Raw genomic sequence first — 19846 nt, 5'->3', positions numbered from 1 at the left:
GGGTTGGGTTGAGTTAGCCTGGAGGACTGGAGACAATAGCCTTAATTTAGCGAAATTAGTGAGATTTCAAATCAAAATGACTATCGACGTTGTGATTTTGGCTGCGGGTAAAGGCTCCCGTATGCATTCAGATTTGCCCAAAGTGCTACATCCGATTGGCGGAATCCCCATGTTGGGACGTGTGATCGAGGCTGCCAGGCAGTTGGGAGAAGTGGAAATCACAGTGGTGATCGGACATGGTGCTGAGATGGTGCGGGAGCATTTCGCCGATAGTGGCGTTCATTTCGTGGAGCAGGCAGAGCAATTGGGTACTGGCCACGCCGTTGCCCAGGCAATCCCAAATTTTCGTGAGGGCGCCACAGTGTTAGTGCTATACGGCGATGTACCGCTGGTAAAATCAGGGACTCTGCAGTCGCTGTTATCGGCGGCGGACAAGGGCCCGGCATTACTTTCTGTGGAGATGGCCAATCCCGCCGGTTATGGGCGTATTGTGCGTGATGAGGCTGGCAGGGTACTTGCCATCGTGGAGGAGAAGGATGCCGATGCGGATACACTCGCTATCCGCGAGGTAAATACCGGTATTCTTGCTGCACCGGCAGAGTTGTTATCCCGTTGGCTTCCGGAGCTTTCCTGTGACAATGCGCAGGGAGAGTATTACCTGACTGATGTGATTGCTCGTTCAGTAAGTGAGGAGATGGCAGTAACCGGCGTGCGCGCCAGCGATGTCTTGGAAGTTTCCGGAGTGAACAGTCGCTCGCAACAGGCACAAATGGAGCGGGCTTTACAGCACAGTCGAGCTTTGGCCCTCATGAATGCTGGCACTACCCTGCTCGATCCAGCGCGTATTGATATCCGCGGTAGTCTCGAGTGCGATACCGATGTTTCTATCGATATTAACTGTATCTTTGAGGGGCGAGTCACTCTGGGGAAAGGTGTACAAATTGGCCCCAACTGCTTGCTGAAGAATTGTCATCTCGCAGATGGTACCCGGGTAGAGGCCAACTCCATTATTGAGGATGCCGAAGTGGGGGAAGCCTGTACCGTAGGCCCCTTTGCTCGTTTGCGTCCAGGCACAGAACTGGCAGCCGGTGCCAAAGTGGGCAACTTTGTTGAAACCAAAAAGGCGAAAGTTGGTGTTGGCAGTAAGATAAATCACCTTTCCTATGTCGGGGATGCGGTTATAGGTGAGGCTGTGAATATCGGTGCTGGCACCATCACATGTAATTACGATGGTGTGAACAAATCGCTGACAGAAATTGGTGATGGGGCATTTATTGGCTCCAATACTGCACTGGTAGCCCCAGTAAAAGTAGGCAGCGGCGCAACTGTGGGTGCCGGTTCAACGATTACCCGTGAGGTGGGCAGCGAAGAACTGGCGGTGGCTCGGGGCAAGCAGCGTAATATCAATGGTTGGCAGCGTCCGACCAAAAAGAGCTAGCCAACCCCCATCTTTCAGGAATTCTCCGGTGGGATATTGAATTCCGGCGGAGGATCCCTTCTCGCGCACTCTGTGCTGATACCCATCCATTAAACTTGCGCATCGGGAACACAAGGAATGGCCCGATGCACAAGCCAAGAATGCAACTGCTCGCCAGCTTTGATATTGCCTCGTTAGAGTATTTGGATGAACGTGGACATACGACCCAGGCGCTACCAGATTTTGCTACCCCCGATACCCTGGTAGCTTTTTATCGCCAGATGGCCCTTGCCCGATTAGTGGACGATCGCGCGGTAAAAATGCAGCGCACGGGCCAGCTCGGTACCTACCCGTCCAGTCTTGGGCAGGAAGCTATTGGCGTAGGTGTCGGTGCAGCCATGGCAAAAGAGGATGTCTACTGCCCAAATTACCGCGAAACCGGCGCCCTGCTGGAGCGGGGTGTCACTATTCAGGAAATCTACGCTATTTGGGGTGGGGATGAGCGCGGTCAAAACTTCCGCCACGCCCGCGAGGATCTGCCTCTAAGCGTTCCCATCGCCACACAAATGCTGCATGGGGCTGGGGTCGCTTTCGCCCTCAAATACAAACATGAACAGCTTGGTGAGCCTATGCGGGTTGCTGTTACTACTGGTGGGGACGGATCAACATCGCGTGGGGATTTCTACGAGGCTATCAATCTTGCGGGAGACTGGCAGCTGCCTCTGGTGGTGGTGATCAATAATAACCAGTGGGCTATCTCCCTACCCCGCTCCGAGCAGACTGCTTGTAAAACCCTTGCGCAAAAAGCGATTGCTGCAGGCATACCCAGTTTACAGGTCGATGGAAATGATGTGATTGCGGTGCGAGAGGCTGTCGGGGATGCCGTGGAACGAGCACGCAGGGGTGCGGGTCCGTCTATGGTTGAGGCGGTCAGCTATCGTTTATGCGATCACACCACCGCTGATGATGCCAGTCGTTACCAGCCAGAACAGGCTCTGAAGGAAGCCTGGTCGCGGGAGCCATTGCGTCGTTTACGCAGCTATATGCGGGCTCATGGGTTCTGGGGGGATTCCCAGGAAGAAGAAATGCAAAGGGAGCTGAACCAGGCGTTGGAAAAGGCGGTGCAGGAATACCGGGACACTCCCAGGGATGCAGCTACCGCGATCTTTGATCACCTCTATGAAACTCTGCCCGAGGCCTTTCTGGAGCAGTATCAACAACTGCGGGGAGAAAACTGATGGGCGAGATCACGCTTGTAGAAGCCATCACACAGGCTCTGGCCTTTGAATTGCAGGCGGATCAGAGGGTGGTGGTGTTCGGCGAGGATGTGGGGGTAAACGGTGGAGTGTTTCGAGCTACTGAAGGGCTGCAGGATAGGTTTGGAAGTGCCAGGGTTTTGGATACGCCTTTGGCTGAAACCATGATTGCAGGGATTGCCATTGGTATGGCTGCCCAAGGATTGCGCCCCGTGGCGGAGTTCCAATTCATGGGATTTATCTATCCCGCACTGGACCATATCCTCAGCCACGCTGGTCGATACCGAAACCGCACTCGCGGACGCTTGTCTTGCCCCATTGTATATAGGGCACCTTACGGTGGCGGTATCCATGCTCCAGAACATCACTCGGAAAGCACCGAGGCCCTTTTTGCCCATATTCCCGGATTGCGCTTAGTCGTGCCCTCCTCTCCGGCGCGGGCTTATGGGTTGTTACTGGCGGCCATTCGCAATCCAGACCCGGTTGTATTCCTTGAACCGAAGCGCATTTACCGTGCGGCGCGCCAGGAAGTACCGGATAGCGGTGAGGCTCTGCCACTGGATCGAGCATTTGTTTTACGGGAGGGTACTGATGTCACTCTGATCTCATGGGGGGCCTCCCTCAAGGAAACTTTACAGGCTGCTGAGCAACTCGCTGAAGAAGGTATTGAAGCTGAGGTGATTGATCCCGCCACCTTAAAGCCACTGGATATCCACACCGTAATTGACTCCCTGGAGAAAACACACCGATGTGTGGTTATACATGAAGCTGCAAGATTTTGTGGCCTGGGGGCTGAAGTGGTGGCGCAGATTAACGAATATGCCTTCGACCTGCTACATGCTCCAGTTCAGCGTGTCACTGGTTACGATACCGTAATGCCGTACTTCCAACTGGAGGATGAATATCTGCCGGGAGCCTCGAGAATTTTGGCTGCGGTGCGCAAAGCACTCGATTATGCCAACGGAGGTGCGGTATGAAAGTTTTCACCCTGCCGGATCTTGGTGAAGGGTTGCCCGATGCGGTTGTGCGAGAGTGGCATGTTAGTGAAGGAGATACGATTGCCGCCCATGAAAGCCTGGTGACGGTTGAGACTGCCAAGGCGCTAGTGGAGGTGCCAGCTCCCTGGGGCGGCAGAATTGAGAAGCTGTTTGCAGCCGAGGATGAAACCGTCAATGTAGGCGAACCCCTGGTTGGGTTTGTCACCGCTGGTGAGGATATCGGGGGTGAGGAGATATCGCCCAGGAGCTCTGAAGAAGCCCCAGGTGTGATTAAAGAGCCTAGCTCCCACCTTGATGGTGGCACAGTTGTCGGCAAGTTGGAGCAGGGGCGAGATGTCCTGAGCGCGGAGCAGTGGTTTTCAGGGGCCCCCAGGCGGCTGGCTACACCCTCGGTGCGTGCCTTGGCTCGGCGTTTGGGGGTGGACTTGCAGCGACTCTCAGAAAACGGTGCCCTGGTGACTGAATCCCAGGTGCTTGCAGCGGTAGGCTCCAGGGAGAAGATTGCCAGAAAAGTTAGCCCATCCTCGCCGCCTTCCTCTCCCAGCAAAAGTACTGCAACCGGGGGCCAGCCCGAAACGATTATGTCGCCGGCACGGCGGGCTATGGGGCTTTCCATGAGCCGGGCGCGAGACCAGGTAATGCAAATTACCTTGTGTGATGATGCAGATATCTCCAGCTGGTGGGGCAGCGCGCCGGCCCTGTTGCGATTGGTACGTGCTGTGCAAGCTGCTTGTACAGTTGAACCGACCCTCAATGCTCTCTACCAGGAAGGTCAGCTGGCTCTCCAGAAGGGAGTGAATATCGGATTGGCAGTGGATTCCCCGAGAGGCCTATTTGTTCCAGTACTTAGGGATGTGGGGGGGCGCTCGGATGAAGAGCTATTGCAGCAGGTTGCAGATTTTAAGCACCAAGCCAGGGAAACCGGTATTGCACAAAGCGATCTACAGGGAGCGACGATACTTTTATCCAATTTCGGCACTATTGCTGGCCGCTACGCCACTCCGGTTGTATTGCCCCCAACGGTAGCGATTGTCGGTGCTGGGCGGGTTTGCCAGGGAGTCGTCATTATTGATCGCTGGCCAGCTATGCGCCCTCTGCTGCCTCTCTCAATCAGCGCTGATCACAGAGCTGTAACAGGTGGAGAATTAGCGCGTTTTCTTCAGGCTATGTTACAGGCTCTTTCCCGCTAAATATTGATCACGCAATCATCCCCCAATAACTCTCCGGTAAATATCGCCAGAGAGGAAAAATAATGTGGGAACTTATCTTTCGTTTTGCTATCTTTAAGTTTCGAAATGAAAGATAGCCATTTATGTCTAAACGCAATACACAGCAACGTCGACACGGCATCATGAGCCTTCTCAATGAGGCGGGAGAGGCTAGTGTCGAGCTGTTAGCACGACGCTTCGAAACTTCAGAGGTTACGATCCGAAAGGATCTTACCGCTATGGAAAATCATGGGCTGCTACTGCGTCGCCGCGGAGGCGCCATCCCGGTGCCACGGGAACTGGTAGTAGAGGAAGGGCCCTCAGAGGTTAAGCGTGTGATCGGCCGTGCAGCGGCGGCACTTATTCCCGATCACCACCGTATCGTGATCGATTATGGCCGCACCACCGCGGCAATGATTCCTGAACTGGAGCGTAAGCGCGGCCTGGTGGTGATGACCAACTCCCTGCATGTAGCTAATGCTTTGCGTGAACTGGAAAACGAACCGACGCTGCTTATGACTGGAGGCACCTGGGACCCCCATTTTGAGGCGTTTCAGGGCAAGGTAGCAGAGCAGGTGTTGCGAGATTACGACTTCGACCGCGCCTTTATTGGAGCCGATGGAATAGACCTGAAGCGCGGTACTTGCACATTTAACGAGCAGATTGGTTTATCGCGTGTGATGGCAGAAGTTGCTCGCGAAGTCGTGGTGTTGGCTGAATCCAGCAAAGTGGGCAGGCGTATTCCAAACCTGGAACTGCCATGGGAGCAAGTAGATACCCTGGTTACTGATACAGGCCTGAGTGACGATGCACAGCAACAGCTTGAGGGTCTGGGAGTGCAGGTAATCCGTGCTGCAGCCTCCAGTAGAGCTAAATGAGCAGCAGAATTAAATAAAAGAAATTGATTTATTAGGAGATAAACATGTGTGGAATTGTTGGCGCCCTCGCGCAGCGCAATGTAACTGAAATTCTACTAGAAGGATTGCGCCGCCTGGAATATCGCGGCTATGACTCTGCGGGAGTTTGCCTGCGCAGTGATGATGGCGAACTACAGTTGCGCAAGAGTCTGGGTAAGGTTGCTGACTTAGAAGCCAAGCTTCAAGCTGAGCCCGCTGAGGGCCATCAGGGGATTGCTCACACCCGCTGGGCCACCCACGGGGTTCCATCCAATGAAAACGCTCATCCACATATGTCTGGACATATTGCTCTGGTACATAACGGTATTATTGAAAATCACCAAGCATTGCGTTCAGAGTTGCAGGATAAAGGTTATAAATTTGCCTCAGATACTGATACAGAGGTGGTCGTACATCTAATTCACTCTCTGAGTAAAGATGGTCATAGTCTGGTGGACGCCGTAGCTAAAGCAACACAGATGCTTGAGGGGGCCTACGCCCTCGCTGTTATCAGCAGTGAAGAGCCGGAAGTTATGGCTTGTGCGCGCTATGGCAGCCCTTTGGTTTTAGGTGTTGGTATTGAGGAAAATTTTATTGCCTCTGATCCTATGGCTTTACGCCAGGTTACCGATCGCTTTATCTTCCTTGAAGAGGGCGATGTTGCTGAGGTGCGTCGCAGCGGTATTTCTGTGCGGGACAGGCAGGGGGAAGAAGTTAGTCGTCCAGTACACAAGCTCGATGGCGGTCATGACGTAACTGACAAGGGTCGCTATCGCCACTATATGCAGAAAGAGATTTTTGAGCAGCCGGAAGTTGTGGCGGCAACTCTGGCGGGACGTATTGGTGACCACTCGGTGTTATCCCAGGCGCTGGGTACTCGCGCTCAAGAGATCTTGCCACAGGTGCAGCAGGTGCAGATTGTCGCCTGTGGTACCAGCTACCATGCGGGTATGGTTGCGCGCTATTGGTTGGAGGATTGGGCCGGGGTGCCCTGTTCCGTAGAGGTGGCCAGTGAGTTGCGCTACCGTAAAACGGTAGTACGTCCAGGTACCCTGTTTGTAACCATTTCACAGTCTGGAGAAACTGCCGATACTCTGGCGGCTTTGCGTCAGGCTCGGGAACTCGGCTATCTGGCCTCCATGACCATTTGTAACGTACCCAACAGTTCCCTGGTGCGTGAATCTGAATTGTCCCTGATGACTGAAGCAGGCCCGGAAATTGGTGTAGCCTCTACAAAAGCCTTCACCACTCAGCTGGTAGCCCTGCAATTATTCTGTATTGCCTTGGCCAAGGCCAATGGCCTCTCACCTGAGCGAGAGGCGGAGTTAGTGGGAGCTCTGCATAAATTGCCGCAGCTGATGGAAGACTTTACGGATCTCGATAAGGTGGTTAAGCACAGCAGCGAGGCTTTTGCAGAGAAAAACCACGCATTGTTCCTTGGACGTGGTGTCGAGTTCCCAATTGCCCTGGAAGGGGCATTGAAGCTTAAGGAAATCTCCTATATTCACGCCGAAGCTTATCCGGCTGGGGAACTCAAGCACGGCCCCCTAGCACTGGTAGATGCGGATATGCCAGTAATTGTTGTGGCACCAAATAATGAATTACTGGAAAAGCTCAAATCTAATCTGCAGGAAGTACGTGCACGTGGCGGCCAGTTATTTGTTTTTGCCAGCCCCAAAGCAGGCTTTGCTAGTGAGGAGGGGGTTACCGTGATTGAAGTACCGGATTCCCCAGAGAGCTTGGCGCCAATTCTCTACACAGTACCCTTGCAGTTGCTTAGCTATCATGTGGCGGTACTGAAGGGCACCGATGTAGATCAGCCGAGGAACTTGGCTAAGTCAGTTACCGTAGAGTAAATCCCAAATGGCCACGGATGGCTTATGAATGAACCTGCTGAGCAGTTTGCATTTACTACTTCGGATGGTGTGACTCTCCGTTATCTGCAGGCAGGTTCCGGTCCCACTCTATTAATTCTGCATGGCTGGTCCCAAGGGGCTGCCCTGTTCAAGTATCAGCTCGCCGGATTGAGCGATCGTCTGAGGGTGATCGCACTGGATATGCGCGGCCATGGCCTCTCTGATAAACCCTCATATGGTTATCGAGTTGCGCGTTTGGCCAAGGATCTGCAGGAGCTGATTGAGGCTCTAAGGCCAAACCCACTCTACCTGCTCGGTCATTCGGCCGGGGCCTCAGTTATCTGGAATTACCTGGAGATGTTTGGTGATTCCTTGGTTTCAAAATTCATCTTTATCGACGAACCCGCTGCCCTTCTCGCCGATCCCGGCTGGTCGGAAAAGCAGTGTTTGGATGCCGGGGCAATTATCACACCCAACGGGCTCTACCAGTTTACCAACCGTTTGATTGGACCCGGTGGAGAGCTGGCCACCCGGGATATTTTGATGTCCATGGTGACCCCTGCAATGACTTCACAACAGAGGGAAGAGTTGGTTGCGGTCAATTTACAATTCCCCCGCGCACTTGCGGCACGCCTATTTGTTGACAATGTTACCCGCGATTGGCGGGATTTTATCCCCCGTATTGAAAAACCCACTTTGATTATTTTTGGGAGGGCAAGTCCCCATCCCGTGGAATGTCAACAGTGGATTCATAAGCAGATAAGAGGCTCGCGACTGGAGATTATCGAAGCTTCCGAGGGGGGAAGTCACTTTGTGTTTCTGGAAGCGCCGGACAGATTTAATAGGCTGTTGCGCGATTTTCTGAGCTAGTTCCAAAAAATTTTCCCGGGCCGTTCTCGGTATGTCGCGCTGTGCTTTCGTGGGAAGGCATAACGCTTTGTTAGCCGCTTGAACTTTATAATATTTTTTGAAACTCCTTACACTTTTGGGCGGTTTTTCTATTGGGTAACGGTGCTTAAGATGGAGCCATCTCAACGAAGCTATGTAAGTAGGAATTTTCACCATGATGAAGGCCGTAGGTTATCAACATTCCCTGCCCATTTCCGATGTTCAATCACTGCAGGATATTTCTCTGCCGGTTCCCAAAGTGTCTGGGAGAGATTTACTGGTTGAAGTTAGTGCGATATCGGTAAACCCTGTGGATACCAAGGTGCGCTCCAGGGCGACGCCAGCTGAGGGGCATTGGAAAGTTCTGGGGTGGGATGCGGTAGGAATTGTTAAAGAGATTGGCCATGAGGTTTCTGAGTTTACCGTTGGTGACCGTGTTTGGTATGCGGGTGATATTTCCCGCCCAGGTAGCAATGCCCAGTATCAGTTGGTAGATGAGCGTATCGCTGGCCGTGCGCCGTATAGCCTGGCTGATGCGGAAGCCGCTGCCCTGCCCCTGACTGCTATTACCGCCTGGGAAATGCTCTTTGATCGTTTACAGGTAGAGACGGGTAAAGGGGCCAATAGCAAGTCCATCCTGGTAATAGGTGCCGCTGGGGGCGTGGGCTCTATTTTGGTTCAGTTGGCGCGACGCCTGACCAACCTTACGGTAATTGGCACAGCTTCACGGCCGGAGACGAAAGCCTGGCTGGAAAGCCTGGGGGCGCATCAGGTTATTAATCACAATAATCCTTTGAGTGAAGAGTTGGCAGGTGCCGGGCTTGATGAGGTCGATTATGTCGTTAGTCTTAACAATACGGAAGATCACCAAGCTGAGATTGTAAAGTGCATAAAGCCCCAGGGTAAGTTTGCCTTAATTGATGACCCCAATTCGCTCGATGTGATAGCGTTCAAGCAAAAGAGCATCTCGTTACACTGGGAATTTATGTTTACCCGCGCGCTATTTGAAACTGAAGATATGGGCGCGCAACACCAGTTACTCAGCGAACTGTCTGAATTGATTGATGGCCGGTTAATTAAAACTACTCTTGGCCAGCATTTTGGGAAAATAAACGCAGAAAACCTGCGCAAGGCTCATGCTTTCATCGAATCCCAGGCAGCCAAGGGAAAAGTTGTCCTGGAGGGATTCGATTGAATCATCGGAACAATAATTTTCGTTAAAGCGTTTTTCAGATAAATTTTTTCTTAAAAAATATGGGGCATAGTGATATGTCCCATACTTTTTAATCAGCAAAAAAGTTTGGTTTTTATGCAAAAAAATACACGACAGATAAATCTTAATTAAAGGCATAAAAGTCATCTGCTTAATTGGCTTTATTTTAAAAAAGTTATAACACTTCCTCTCGCTTAAAATAGATATTACGTGCTATAACCGGCTTTCGGAATTTTTCTATTAGAGAGATCCAGCAGATGAGTACTGTAGAAAAAATAAGAAAAAAAACAGGCATTGATGCTGCGGTTATGAATGGCGACATCAGTATGTTGCTGGGAGATCCATTATTACCACCGGCGCAGATACGCGAAGAGAGGAAAAGAAAACTGACAGCTGCTTTTCGATTATTTGGAAAGTTTGGCTACGATGAGGGAATAGCCGGCCACATTACCGTACGGGATCCAGAATTTGAGGATCATTTTTGGGTAAATCCCATGGGGGTGGCTTTCCAGAAAATACGTATGTCGCAATTATTGCTGGTCAATCACAAAGGTGAGGTGGTTGAAGGCAATGGTTATTTAAATGGGGCAGCTTTTACTATTCACTCTCATATTCACCGAACCCGTCCGGACATTGTCGCAGCAGCACACGCACACTCCCTATACGGTAAAAGCTGGTCTACCCTCGGACGTTTGTTGGACCCTATTACACAGGATGCCTGTGCTTTTTTTGCTGACCACGGGCTTTTGGATACTTTCTCCGGTGTTGTGCTGGAAATGGGAGAGGGAGTAACCCTGGCAAAAGCGCTAAGCCATTACAAAGCACTGATATTGCAGAACCATGGCTTGCTTACTGTGGGGAAAACTGTGGATGAGGCGGCCTGGTGGTATATTACTATGGAGCGTAGTTGCCAGGCGCAATTAATGGCCGAAGCGGCTGGAAAACCAGTATTAATTGACCCGGAAGTGGCTATCCGGACTCGTGCAGTGGTGGGTACAGAACTGGCTGGGCTATTCAGCTTCCAGCCTTTGTATAGTGTGATCTGTGAAGAGCAGCCGGATATGTTTGATTAAGTAGGCATGTATTGGGTATTCACAGTTTCCTATACTGGCTGAAATGATTAGCCCGTTGGATGTCGGGTTAAATGCCGCTATGCGGTGAGCCTTTCAAGGATCCTGAGTGGGCGATGCACTATCTCGTTCTTGCGCTGCTTTTACTATTGGTGGTGGCACTTAGCCTTATTGTCGCTCGTATCCTTCCGCTACCCATCCCCCTCCCATTAATACAAATTGTTGGCGGCGTTATCCTAGGTGGGGTTTTCGGTATCGAGATACCGCTCGACCCGGAAATTTTCTTTCTTCTTTTTATTCCTCCCCTGCTATTTCTTGCCGGTTGGCGTATTCCCAAGGGTGCTTTTTTCCGGGATTTGGGGTTGATTGTAACCCTGGCTGTTGGTCTGGTGGTTTTTACCGTAGTGGGCATGGGCTTTTTTATCTATTGGCTGGTGCCGGTCATCCCTGTTGCCGTAGCTTTTGCTGTAGCGGCGATACTCGCGCCCACAGACCCGGTTGCAGTTTCAGTTGTGCATGGTGGTAATGCCATGCCAGCGCGGCTGGAACATATTCTTGCTGGGGAGTCCTTGTTCAACGATGCGTCGGGACTGGATATTTTCCGGTTCGCAGTGGCAGCCGCGATGACCGGCAGCTTTTCCTTTTCGCAAGCGGTGGGTGGTTTTGTCTGGGTTGCAGTGGGTGGCATAGCAATTGGAGCCGGAGTTGCCTTTATTTGCGGATATTTGTTGCGCTGGCTGGTGCGAATAGGTGGTGAGGACTCTGCAATACAGATACTGGTGAGCTTATTAGTGCCATTTGCCGCTTATATGGCAGGTCAAAGCCTACAGGTATCCGGGATTCTGGCAGCGGCAACGGCAGGTATTGCTACTCATTACACTAATCTACACGGCTCGGAAATGTCCACGACACGTATGGATCGCCGCGCTGTGTGGAAGACTGTGCAAACGGTATTGGATGGGATTATTTTCGTTTTACTCGGTGAGCAATTGGTTCGACTGGCAGAGGCTGATCTCGCCGGTGCAAGGCATACCAGCCTCGGCATGGTGGCTCTATATATCCTGGCAATATCTTTGGTACTGCTTTTACTGCGTTTTATCTGGGTGTGGGTATCCCTCTATTTTTCCCGTTTTCGTCGGAGCATACGCTCACTTTCAGCACACTTGATATTGGTCAGTGTATTGACTGTGTCAGGGGTACGGGGAGCGATAACCCTTGCAGGAGCTTTTTCCCTTCCTCTTCTGTTACCTGACGGCTCACCCTTGCCGGGGCGGGAACTGGCGCTGGCTATTGCCATGGGGGTAATCCTTTTTTCACTGTTGTTGGCCAGTTTTGCACTTCCCTTGTTGCTGAAGCATTTGCCGGATACACCGCAACTGGCAGCGATTGGCGATGAGCGAGGTGCAAGGATGTCAGCGGCTAAGGCGGCAGAGGAACGCTTGATAATATTACGCAGTACTATCAATGCGCATTGGGAGCACAAAGATGTTGCCTATGAGGCGATTGATCACCTGTTGGAAGTCTATCGTCGCCGTATCAGTACTGGCGAGGATGAAAATGAGGAACAGGTATGGGTGCGCGCGCGAGTCGAGCGTAATTTCCGCCTGGCGGCTCTTGCCGCTGAGCGCAAGCAACTTTTTACCCTGAGAGTGCGCAGGGAAATCGATGATGAACTCCATCGCAAGTTGGTAATGGAAGTAGACTTGGTAGAGGCGAGCCTGATGTCAAAAGGCTAGAAAGTCTCCAGGTCCGCGCCATACCCGTTCAACTCCTCGGCAACCCTAAGGCTTCTCTGTCTCTGGTTGCGCTTCTTCCCAGTAGTGATCCAAGTGGAGGTCTTTGTCGCGTCTGTCCTGCTGTAGTGCCTGTAACAGCTGTTCTCGATAGATTCGGGCTTGGGCTATGTGCTGGGTTTCATCGCGCCAGTAGGGAAATAGAGCCTCCAGCATACGCTCGTCGTGTTGTTTGAACTTACGTGCTGCTCTACGCGCCTGCATCGGACTAAGGCCGAGTAATATTAAGGCCTTCTCACCAATTGCCAGTGCCGAATCCACGGTCTCACGAAAGATATATTTTACTCCGGCCTCCATCAGTGCATATTGGTGCATGCGGTTGCGCGCCCTTGCGAGAATAATCAAATGCGGGAAATGCTTTTGCAGCTGGGCGATAATTTCGAGAGATGCGGCCTGGTCGCTCAGTGTCAGGATAACAAGACGTGCATTTTTGGCACCGGCAGCACGTAGCAAGTCCTCTCGCGAAGCGTCCCCGTAGTAGGCTTCTATGCCATAGCGACGCACGAGATCCAATTGTTCTGCATTGCGCTCTAACAGAGTAGTGCCGAAGCCGCAGGCGTTGAGCAGGCGCCCAGTGATCTGCCCAAAGCGACCATAGCCGATAATAATTACCGGCGAGCCATGGTCTACTGGTGGGGGGGTATCTACCTCCACAGGACTTTCAGGCCCAACCAGAAAGCGTGGCTGGATAAATTGTTCGAATATCAATAGCAATACCGGGGTGAGTGCCATAGTCAAGGCAATCAAAGCAACCAGCAGGCTGCTGGCACCGGCATCCAGGACCTGGATCTGGGTGGAGAAGGAGACGAGCACAAAGCCGAATTCCCCCGCCTGGGCGAGGGATAGGGCGAATAACCAGTCCTCCCCTTTCGAAAGGCGCATCATGCGTGCAAGGCCAAAAAGAACGGCAAACTTAACCAGGACCAGAGTGATGACAAGGCCGAACAACAGCAATGGGTTCTCGGCAATCTGGGCGAAGTTCAGACTCGCGCCAACGGCAATAAAGAACAGCCCCAGAAGTAGCCCTTTGAACGGCTGAATATCCGCTTCCAGTTCATGGCGGAATTCACTTTCCGCCAGCAGCACTCCGGCCAGGAAGGTACCCAGTGCCGGTGATAGATCCAGCCAGGTCATTACCGCTGCAGCGGCGAAGACTATTAACAGGGCGGTAACGGTAAACATCTCGCGCACCTGGCTGCCCGCGACCAGGCGCAGCAATGGGCCGAGTAGGTAGCGGCCGCTAATCGCAAAAGCGGCAATGGTGCCGATCACCGCGGCAGCATATTGCCAGCCACTCAGGCCACTGGCGTGGGCTTCGGCGGGAGTGCCGGCAAGTAGTGGTAAAAGTGCAAGGATGGGAATAACGGCAATATCCTGGAACAGCAATACTGCGAAGGCACTGCGCCCACCCTGGGTTTTCAGCAGCCCTTTTTCGCTGAGGGATTGCAAAACAATAGCAGTTGAAGAAAGTGCCAATATCAGTCCGATAGCAACCGCTGAGCGCCAGTCTAAGCCAAATAAAAGCAGGGCTACCCCGGCAACAGCGGCAGCGGTCAATAGGAGCTGGGCGCTGCCTGTACCGAGAATGGCTCCCCGCATTTGCCACAGCTTTTTTGGCTGTAACTCTAAACCGATCAGGAACAGCATCAGGGCCACCCCAAACTCGGCCACGTGCATCTCGTCGCTGGCATCGCCCACCAGGCCCAGGGCACTGGGCCCTATCGCGACTCCAGCGAGCAGATAACCGAGTACTGAGCCGAGGCCGAGACGGGTTGCGATGGGTACGGCGATCACCGCCGCAGCCATAAAAATGACGGCTTCTACGAGGAAGTTAGAGTGTTCCATTGATGAATTATCGCTATTTGGCGGTGTGTTGCTGGTTGGAGCCCACTGTACTTTCGGGCTCGGCAAACTCTCGGCTGCGGCGAATTAACGGGGCTATGGTAGAGCCCTGCACCACGATAGAAAAGAGCACCACGCCGTAGGTCATTACCACCCAAAGGTAACGCAGGTCCTGCCCTTGTACAAAAGCGCTGCCAGCTGGGATGGACATAGCCAACGCTAGAGCCAATCCCCCTTTGAGGCCACCCCAAATCAGTATCCGGTTGGTATAGGGGTGATAGCGACGGCGCCTCTTCAGGTACAGGAAGGGCACTCCCACCGCCATGACCCGGGCCAGCAGCACTATCACAATTGCCATTACCATTAGCAGGTAGTCTGCGGGTCGTAGGTCGATGGTGATCAGGAACAGGCCCACCAGCAGGAAGAGCAAGCCGTTGAGAAAATCTTCTGTAATATTCCAAAAATTATCCAGCTCATGCTGGCTCACACGGGAAAAGCCCCGTTCACGGGTGAAGTTACCGATAATAATGCCGCTTACTACCATCGCCAGGGCTCCGGAAACACCGAGGATATTCGCCAGCGAGAAGCCTGCGGTGGGGATCACCAGGGTTAGCAATAATTCCAGACTGTGGTCATCGGTGCAGCAGATCAACCAGTGAAAAAGCCCGCCGATAATCAGGCCAAGCAAAATACCGCCGATCGCCTCCACGATGAATAGCTCGGCGACTGCGGGAACAGTCGGTTGGCCGCCCTCAAAGGCCAGGGCATAGATCACAGCGAAAATCACTATGCCAAAGCCATCATTAAACAGGGACTCCCCCTCTACCTGGATAGATACCTGCTCGGGTGCTTTCAGGTTTTTCATTATTGCCAGCACCGCGATGGGGTCTGTAGGAGATATTAGTGCGCCAAATAGCAGGCAGTAAACAAAGGCGACTGGCATATTAATCAACATAAGAAACCAGTACAGCAGTGCCCCTACCACAAATGTAGAAATCAGGGTGCCGACGATCGCCAGCAGGCCAATTTCGATTTTCTGGTTACGCAGTGCCAGCAGGTCGATATGTAAACTGCCGGCGAAAAGCAGGAATCCCAGCATGCCCTTCAGCAGAATATCTTCCAGGTTGAGCAACGGCAGTAGTTGATCTGCCCAGGTGCGCAGTTCGACCACACCCAATTTGCCCAGACCAGTCACTATAAGAGACAGTGCCAGCGCACCCGCGGTGATTGCGATAGTGGTTTGCGCGCGCAAAACGTACTGATTGAGGAAGCCGAGAAAAACCGACACAGCGGCAAGAAAACAAAAGGTGTAATAGACTTCCATGCCGTGCGTGGACTCCAGGGGTGAAATTTCCGGGATTACTCCCAACCCTCAAAAAGGAGCAGTGATACCTGCTCTCTCAGCGGGCAAATTTATCAATTGTGAGCGTGCCGTTATTGTAGCCGTGCGAGCGCCGCTCGATTTTCCCGTGAGGAGGGCTCCGGTTCCGGGGTTACGCAGGGGCGCGCCATGTGGATACTGCCGGCCAGCGCCTTCATTAGGGGCGCGCAATTGTAACGGCTCCCCAGTGAGGCACAACTGCATTTTTCAATTTTGCGCCCAGGTGAGGAGTAGAAGCTGTCCAGGCTGCCACTTATGGATTTTCGTCAATATTTTGGCATCCATTTCCTTGTTAAATCTGATTATTACTAATATTCGATGCGCGGCATCCGTCTCCCATAACAGTTCCCAACTACACTGGAGGCATTCCATTGTCTGTAATTCCCCTGAAATGAGAGAGGAAGTTATGGCGAACCATCCTGCATTGTGCGACACCTCCAAATTGGTAGGACGAATATTGATGTCTCTGATATTCATTTTTGCCGGCTGGAACAAAATCGGCGGCTATAAAATGACAGAGGCATTTATGGTATCCATGGGACTCCCGGCCTTTTTACTGCCTCTGGTGATTGTGGTTGAGTTGCTCGGGGGGCTGGCAGTATTTTTTGGCCTCTTTACCCGCTTTGCGGCGATAATTCTGTTTCTTTTCTGCCTTGCCAGCGCCTGGATGGTGCACTTCTCTCCCGGAGATTCAGGTGAGATGACCAGCTTTATGAAAAACATCACCATTGCCGGCGGCTTTTTGATTCTTGCCTGCGCTGGTGCAGGGCGCTTCAGTCTGGACCACTGGTTCCGTAAAAAATAGTTACTGCGCTGATTTCAACAGGGACTAGGAGGTAACTCACGAGAGCGCCGGGAGGTAGTGATGGGCCTTTTGGTCGATGGACAGTGGCGCAACCACTGGTATGACACTGGTAAAAGCCAGGGTGAGTTTGTGCGTGAGGCAGCACAGCTCCGCAATTGGGTGACCAGTGATGGAGCCCCGGGGCCGAGTGGAGAGGGAGGCTTTATCGCTGAGGCGGGTCGCTATCACTTGTATGTTTCACTCGCCTGCCCCTGGGCCCACCGTACGCTCATTTTCCGCACATTAAAAAATCTGCGCGACTACATAGATATTTCTATTGTCAGCCCCTTTATGCGTGAGCATGGTTGGTCCTTCAACACCGAGGAAGGCAGCAGTGGTGATCACCTCTTTCAATATGATTACCTTTACCAGCTATATCAGCGCAATCACAGTGATTACAGTGGACGTGTCACTGTACCAGTGCTGTGGGACAGACAGCGCCAGTGTATTGTTAGCAATGAATCATCTGAAATCATCCGAATGCTCAACAGTGCCTTTGATCGTCTCACCGGTAGCGAGGATGACTTTTACCCCGATGACCTGCAGGGCGATATAGATGCGACAAATGATGTGGTTTATGAAACCGTAAATAACGGGGTTTATCGTGCCGGCTTTGCCACTACCCAAGAGGCCTATGAGCGAGCTTATGAGTCGCTTTTCAGTACTCTCGAACAGCTGGAGCAGCGCCTGCAGAATAACCGCTATCTGACTGGAGATCAGGTAACAGAGGCCGACTGGCGACTGTTTACAACATTAATCAGATTTGATGCTGTTTATCATGGCCATTTTAAATGTAACAAGCAGCGCCTGGCTGACTTTAAGAATCTGTGGGGATTTACCCGGGAGCTGTTTCAATGGCCGGGAGTAGCGGAAACCGTGGATTTCTTCCATATCAAGCATCATTACTACGGTAGCCACCTGCATATCAACCCCACTGGAATTGTGCCAAAGGGACCACAGCTGGATTACGCTGCACCGCATAGGCGCGGCTAGGTAACGTTTTAAAAATGCACGCCTATACTGCTGGTTGCTGCGCAACTGTTACCTGAGGACCGCAATGAAACTCTTTTACACTCCCGGCGCCTGCTCGCTATCCCCACATATTGTCGCGCTTGAAGCGGGTATTGATCTGGACTTGTGCAAGGTTGATCTGAAGACACATACCATGGAAAACGGCGATGACTTCAGGAAGATAAATCCGAAGGGTTACATCCCTGCCCTGCAGTTGGAAGGTGGGGAAATACTGACAGAGGGGTCGACGATAGTACAGTTTCTCGCGGAACAAAAGCCAGATGCGCACCTGGCTCCGCCAGTTGGTAGCCTCGCCCATTACCGCTTGTTGGAGTGGCTTAATTTCCTCAGTGCAGAGGTACATAAATTATTTAAACCGCTGTTCTGGGATGGCGCCAAGGATGAGCAGGAGCAAGCGCGGGAATGCTTGTTACGACGCTTCGACTATATAGAAAAGCGCCTGGACAAAGACTTCCTGATGGGCGATGAATTTTCTGTGGCGGATGCCTACTTATATGTGCTGTCCCGCTGGATGGAAGCCCAGCAGTTTGATATGGCGCGCTGGCCCAAGCTGCAGGCGTTCCAGAAGCGAATGTCGGAACGGCCATCGGTACAGCAGGCCCTACAAGAGGAAGAATTGTAGGACCAGTTGCCAGGGTATCCTCATGGATTAGCGTGGGGTGAATCGTTTGGTAGCCGGTATATCTGATTCGATGGGCTTGCGCGCCTGAGCGATTACCATGGCGGAAAAAAATGCTGCCACCGCACAGCCAAACATAGATGCGGCGATAGGCACCAGGGTGCCGGTGTGTATGCTGCTGACTAATCCGCCCAGGACCCCCCCGGTAATAAATATGGTGGCCCCATAGAGGGCATTGGCACTGCCACTGATTTTGGGGAAGAACTCTAGATAGCAGGCTGCAGCGTTGGGGCCTGTCATGCCGATACAGCTCATCACCAGTACCAGTGGCACCATCCACAAGGTAATTTCCCGAATTCCAGTCATAGTGCCCAGCAACAGCAGACCACAACCCAGTATCTGTAGAGAGATGCCTGCCAGCAATATATTGCGCGGCTGAAACAGATTTAACAGCCGTATATTGACCTGCACCATGCAGATCAGGCCCAGAATGCAGCTGCCAAAAAACAGGGGAAACTGGCTGGCACTGACCTCAAAATAATCCATAAATACGAAGGGCGCTGTGGTGATATAGATAAACATCGATCCGCTCACACAGGCCTGGGCGCCCAGGAAACCGAGGGCCCGGCGATTGCGCAATACCTGCCCATAACTTGAGATCAAGGACCCCAGAGGCATTAGCTGGCGACGCGCGCGGGTAAAGCGCGGCACGGTCTCCGGCAATAACAGGCGCACCAGAACCAGCATTGCCAATGCGTACAAGAGTAAAAAAACAAAAATGCTTTGCCAGCCACCAATGGCCAGAAGGAGTGCCCCAATGACTGGTGCGATCAGGGGAGCGATCAACATTATGGTGCTGATCATAGAGATAATCTTGGCTGCTTCGCGCCCACTGTGCAGGTCGCGCACAATTGCTGCGCAGATCACAGTAGCAAAACCGCCACCGATGGCCTGAAGGAAGCGCAGGATAATCAACTGGTCGACATGGTCTGTGAGCAGCACTAACAGAGAACTGACAATATAAATGCTTAGACCAATAGTCCCCACTAAGCGGCGTCCCCAGCGATCTGATAGTGGGCCACCGAACAATTGCCCCAGGGCGAAACCCAACAAAAAGCTGGAAACTGAATACTGTACTCGCTCCACCTCAGTATCCAGCGCTGCAGCCATGGCGGGAATAGCTGGCAGGTAGCTGTCAATCGAAAAGGGCGTCAAGGATACGAGAGCCGCCAGCCATACCACCAGCCAACGCGGTGTGGTTTTTTCATCAGGTTTTGGCTTCGAACTCATAGTTGACTCTGATACAGCTCAGTGGAAAACCGTAAAACGCATTGCTCGATCTGTTATGGCAGACCACAGTCGAGACTACAGCAAGCTCAATATCAAACCTGTGAGTTTAAGACGGTTCTTTCGGTAGAGAGCTTTTTCGTATCGCGAAAGGCGCTGAGAAGGCGGTCTATTCGGGTATGTCGGCTGGATTTCAAACATAAAATTGGTGTTTATCCAGCCGAGGGTACGTATTTGGTGGCCTTT

16 protein-coding genes are annotated in these 19846 nt (G+C 52.3%); 13 read left to right on the top strand and 3 right to left on the bottom strand.

Annotated features, from left to right (window positions below; genetic code table 11):
• The first annotated feature begins 76 nt into the window (after nt 1-76).
• From glmU to ACJJI7_RS06610, 10 genes are all read left to right on the top strand, one after another.
• On the top strand, nt 77-1438 hold the full coding sequence (gene glmU, locus ACJJI7_RS06655) for a bifunctional UDP-N-acetylglucosamine diphosphorylase/glucosamine-1-phosphate N-acetyltransferase GlmU (RefSeq protein ID WP_444902620.1): 1362 nt from the start codon (nt 77-79) through the stop codon (nt 1436-1438).
• Between the two features lie 125 nt (nt 1439-1563).
• Nucleotides 1564-2655 (top strand): pyruvate dehydrogenase (acetyl-transferring) E1 component subunit alpha, encoded by a 1092-nt coding sequence (gene pdhA, locus ACJJI7_RS06650; protein WP_444902431.1) that lies wholly within the window; start codon nt 1564-1566, stop codon nt 2653-2655.
• On the top strand, nt 2655-3650 hold the full coding sequence (locus ACJJI7_RS06645; RefSeq protein WP_282952060.1) for an alpha-ketoacid dehydrogenase subunit beta: 996 nt from the start codon (nt 2655-2657) through the stop codon (nt 3648-3650). Before pdhA ends, ACJJI7_RS06645 begins: the two co-directional genes overlap by 1 nt.
• Nucleotides 3647-4861: a dihydrolipoamide acetyltransferase family protein gene (locus ACJJI7_RS06640; RefSeq protein WP_444902432.1), complete on the top strand. Its 1215-nt coding sequence runs from the start codon at nt 3647-3649 to the stop codon at nt 4859-4861. The genes ACJJI7_RS06645 and ACJJI7_RS06640 overlap by 4 nt, the downstream gene beginning before the upstream one ends.
• A gap of 122 nt (nt 4862-4983) precedes the next feature.
• The gene (locus ACJJI7_RS06635; protein ID WP_026305148.1) at nt 4984-5757 is read left to right on the top strand and encodes a DeoR/GlpR family DNA-binding transcription regulator; all 774 of its coding nucleotides are present in this window, start codon (nt 4984-4986) and stop codon (nt 5755-5757) included.
• 44 nt (nt 5758-5801) lie between these two features.
• Nucleotides 5802-7631: a glutamine--fructose-6-phosphate transaminase (isomerizing) gene (gene glmS, locus ACJJI7_RS06630; protein ID WP_282952062.1), complete on the top strand. Its 1830-nt coding sequence runs from the start codon at nt 5802-5804 to the stop codon at nt 7629-7631.
• A 24-nt stretch (nt 7632-7655) separates the two neighbouring features.
• The gene (locus tag ACJJI7_RS06625) at nt 7656-8501 is read left to right on the top strand and encodes an alpha/beta fold hydrolase (RefSeq protein ID WP_020413918.1); all 846 of its coding nucleotides are present in this window, start codon (nt 7656-7658) and stop codon (nt 8499-8501) included.
• Between the two features lie 193 nt (nt 8502-8694).
• Nucleotides 8695-9714 (top strand): zinc-binding alcohol dehydrogenase family protein, encoded by a 1020-nt coding sequence (locus ACJJI7_RS06620; protein ID WP_444902433.1) that lies wholly within the window; start codon nt 8695-8697, stop codon nt 9712-9714.
• Nucleotides 9715-9989: 275 nt separating this feature from the next.
• On the top strand, nt 9990-10805 hold the full coding sequence (locus tag ACJJI7_RS06615) for a class II aldolase/adducin family protein (protein ID WP_444902434.1): 816 nt from the start codon (nt 9990-9992) through the stop codon (nt 10803-10805).
• A gap of 113 nt (nt 10806-10918) precedes the next feature.
• On the top strand, nt 10919-12538 hold the full coding sequence (locus ACJJI7_RS06610) for a Na+/H+ antiporter (RefSeq protein WP_026305151.1): 1620 nt from the start codon (nt 10919-10921) through the stop codon (nt 12536-12538).
• A gap of 45 nt (nt 12539-12583) precedes the next feature.
• Here the strand turns inward: ACJJI7_RS06610 and ACJJI7_RS06605 are convergent, their stop codons facing one another.
• On the bottom strand, nt 12584-14440 hold the full coding sequence (locus ACJJI7_RS06605; RefSeq protein ID WP_020413922.1) for a monovalent cation:proton antiporter-2 (CPA2) family protein: 1857 nt from the start codon (nt 14438-14440) through the stop codon (nt 12584-12586).
• Between the two features lie 13 nt (nt 14441-14453).
• Complete coding sequence (locus ACJJI7_RS06600; protein ID WP_020413923.1) at nt 14454-15761, bottom strand: cation:proton antiporter; 1308 nt, start codon at nt 15759-15761, stop codon at nt 14454-14456.
• A gap of 448 nt (nt 15762-16209) precedes the next feature.
• Between ACJJI7_RS06600 and ACJJI7_RS06595 the strand changes: the two genes are divergently transcribed.
• The 3 genes from ACJJI7_RS06595 to gstA all read left to right on the top strand — a co-directional run bounded on the left by ACJJI7_RS06595 (nt 16210) and on the right by gstA (nt 18316).
• Nucleotides 16210-16623, top strand: a complete 414-nt coding sequence (locus ACJJI7_RS06595; protein ID WP_475717118.1) for a DoxX family protein — start codon at nt 16210-16212, stop codon at nt 16621-16623.
• A gap of 60 nt (nt 16624-16683) precedes the next feature.
• Nucleotides 16684-17655 (top strand): glutathione S-transferase family protein, encoded by a 972-nt coding sequence (locus tag ACJJI7_RS06590; RefSeq protein WP_444902435.1) that lies wholly within the window; start codon nt 16684-16686, stop codon nt 17653-17655.
• A gap of 64 nt (nt 17656-17719) precedes the next feature.
• Nucleotides 17720-18316, top strand: coding sequence for a glutathione transferase GstA (gstA, locus tag ACJJI7_RS06585; RefSeq protein ID WP_444902436.1), 597 nt, complete (start codon nt 17720-17722; stop codon nt 18314-18316).
• A gap of 27 nt (nt 18317-18343) precedes the next feature.
• On the opposite strand, the gene ACJJI7_RS06580 is transcribed toward gstA, so the two are convergent.
• On the bottom strand, nt 18344-19603 hold the full coding sequence (locus ACJJI7_RS06580) for a multidrug effflux MFS transporter (protein ID WP_020413928.1): 1260 nt from the start codon (nt 19601-19603) through the stop codon (nt 18344-18346).
• Between the last annotated feature and the right edge of the window lie 243 nt (nt 19604-19846).

It is taken from the genome of Microbulbifer variabilis (genome assembly GCF_056232115.1).
Note: the sequence above shows the minus strand (reverse complement) of the source record. Positions and strands in the feature narration are given on the sequence as shown.

Excerpts from the sequence above, each read along its gene's own strand:
- ACJJI7_RS06625 (WP_020413918.1), top strand. The coding sequence starts at position 7,656 with ATGAATGAACCTGCTGAGCAGTTTGCATTTACTACTTCGGATGGTGTG.
- ACJJI7_RS06590 (WP_444902435.1), top strand. The coding sequence starts at position 16,684 with ATGGGCCTTTTGGTCGATGGACAGTGGCGCAACCACTGGTATGACACT.
- pdhA (WP_444902431.1), top strand. The coding sequence starts at position 1,564 with ATGCACAAGCCAAGAATGCAACTGCTCGCCAGCTTTGATATTGCCTCG.
- ACJJI7_RS06620 (WP_444902433.1), top strand. The coding sequence starts at position 8,695 with ATGATGAAGGCCGTAGGTTATCAACATTCCCTGCCCATTTCCGATGTT.
- ACJJI7_RS06610 (WP_026305151.1), top strand. The coding sequence starts at position 10,919 with ATGCACTATCTCGTTCTTGCGCTGCTTTTACTATTGGTGGTGGCACTT.
- ACJJI7_RS06645 (WP_282952060.1), top strand. The coding sequence starts at position 2,655 with ATGGGCGAGATCACGCTTGTAGAAGCCATCACACAGGCTCTGGCCTTT.
- ACJJI7_RS06640 (WP_444902432.1), top strand. The coding sequence starts at position 3,647 with ATGAAAGTTTTCACCCTGCCGGATCTTGGTGAAGGGTTGCCCGATGCG.
- glmU (WP_444902620.1), top strand. The coding sequence starts at position 77 with ATGACTATCGACGTTGTGATTTTGGCTGCGGGTAAAGGCTCCCGTATG.
- ACJJI7_RS06635 (WP_026305148.1), top strand. The coding sequence starts at position 4,984 with ATGTCTAAACGCAATACACAGCAACGTCGACACGGCATCATGAGCCTT.
- ACJJI7_RS06580 (WP_020413928.1), bottom strand. The coding sequence starts at position 19,603 with ATGAGTTCGAAGCCAAAACCTGATGAAAAAACCACACCGCGTTGGCTG.
- ACJJI7_RS06605 (WP_020413922.1), bottom strand. The coding sequence starts at position 14,440 with ATGGAACACTCTAACTTCCTCGTAGAAGCCGTCATTTTTATGGCTGCG.
- glmS (WP_282952062.1), top strand. The coding sequence starts at position 5,802 with ATGTGTGGAATTGTTGGCGCCCTCGCGCAGCGCAATGTAACTGAAATT.
- ACJJI7_RS06615 (WP_444902434.1), top strand. The coding sequence starts at position 9,990 with ATGAGTACTGTAGAAAAAATAAGAAAAAAAACAGGCATTGATGCTGCG.
- ACJJI7_RS06595 (WP_475717118.1), top strand. The coding sequence starts at position 16,210 with ATGAGAGAGGAAGTTATGGCGAACCATCCTGCATTGTGCGACACCTCC.
- gstA (WP_444902436.1), top strand. The coding sequence starts at position 17,720 with ATGAAACTCTTTTACACTCCCGGCGCCTGCTCGCTATCCCCACATATT.
- ACJJI7_RS06600 (WP_020413923.1), bottom strand. The coding sequence starts at position 15,761 with ATGGAAGTCTATTACACCTTTTGTTTTCTTGCCGCTGTGTCGGTTTTT.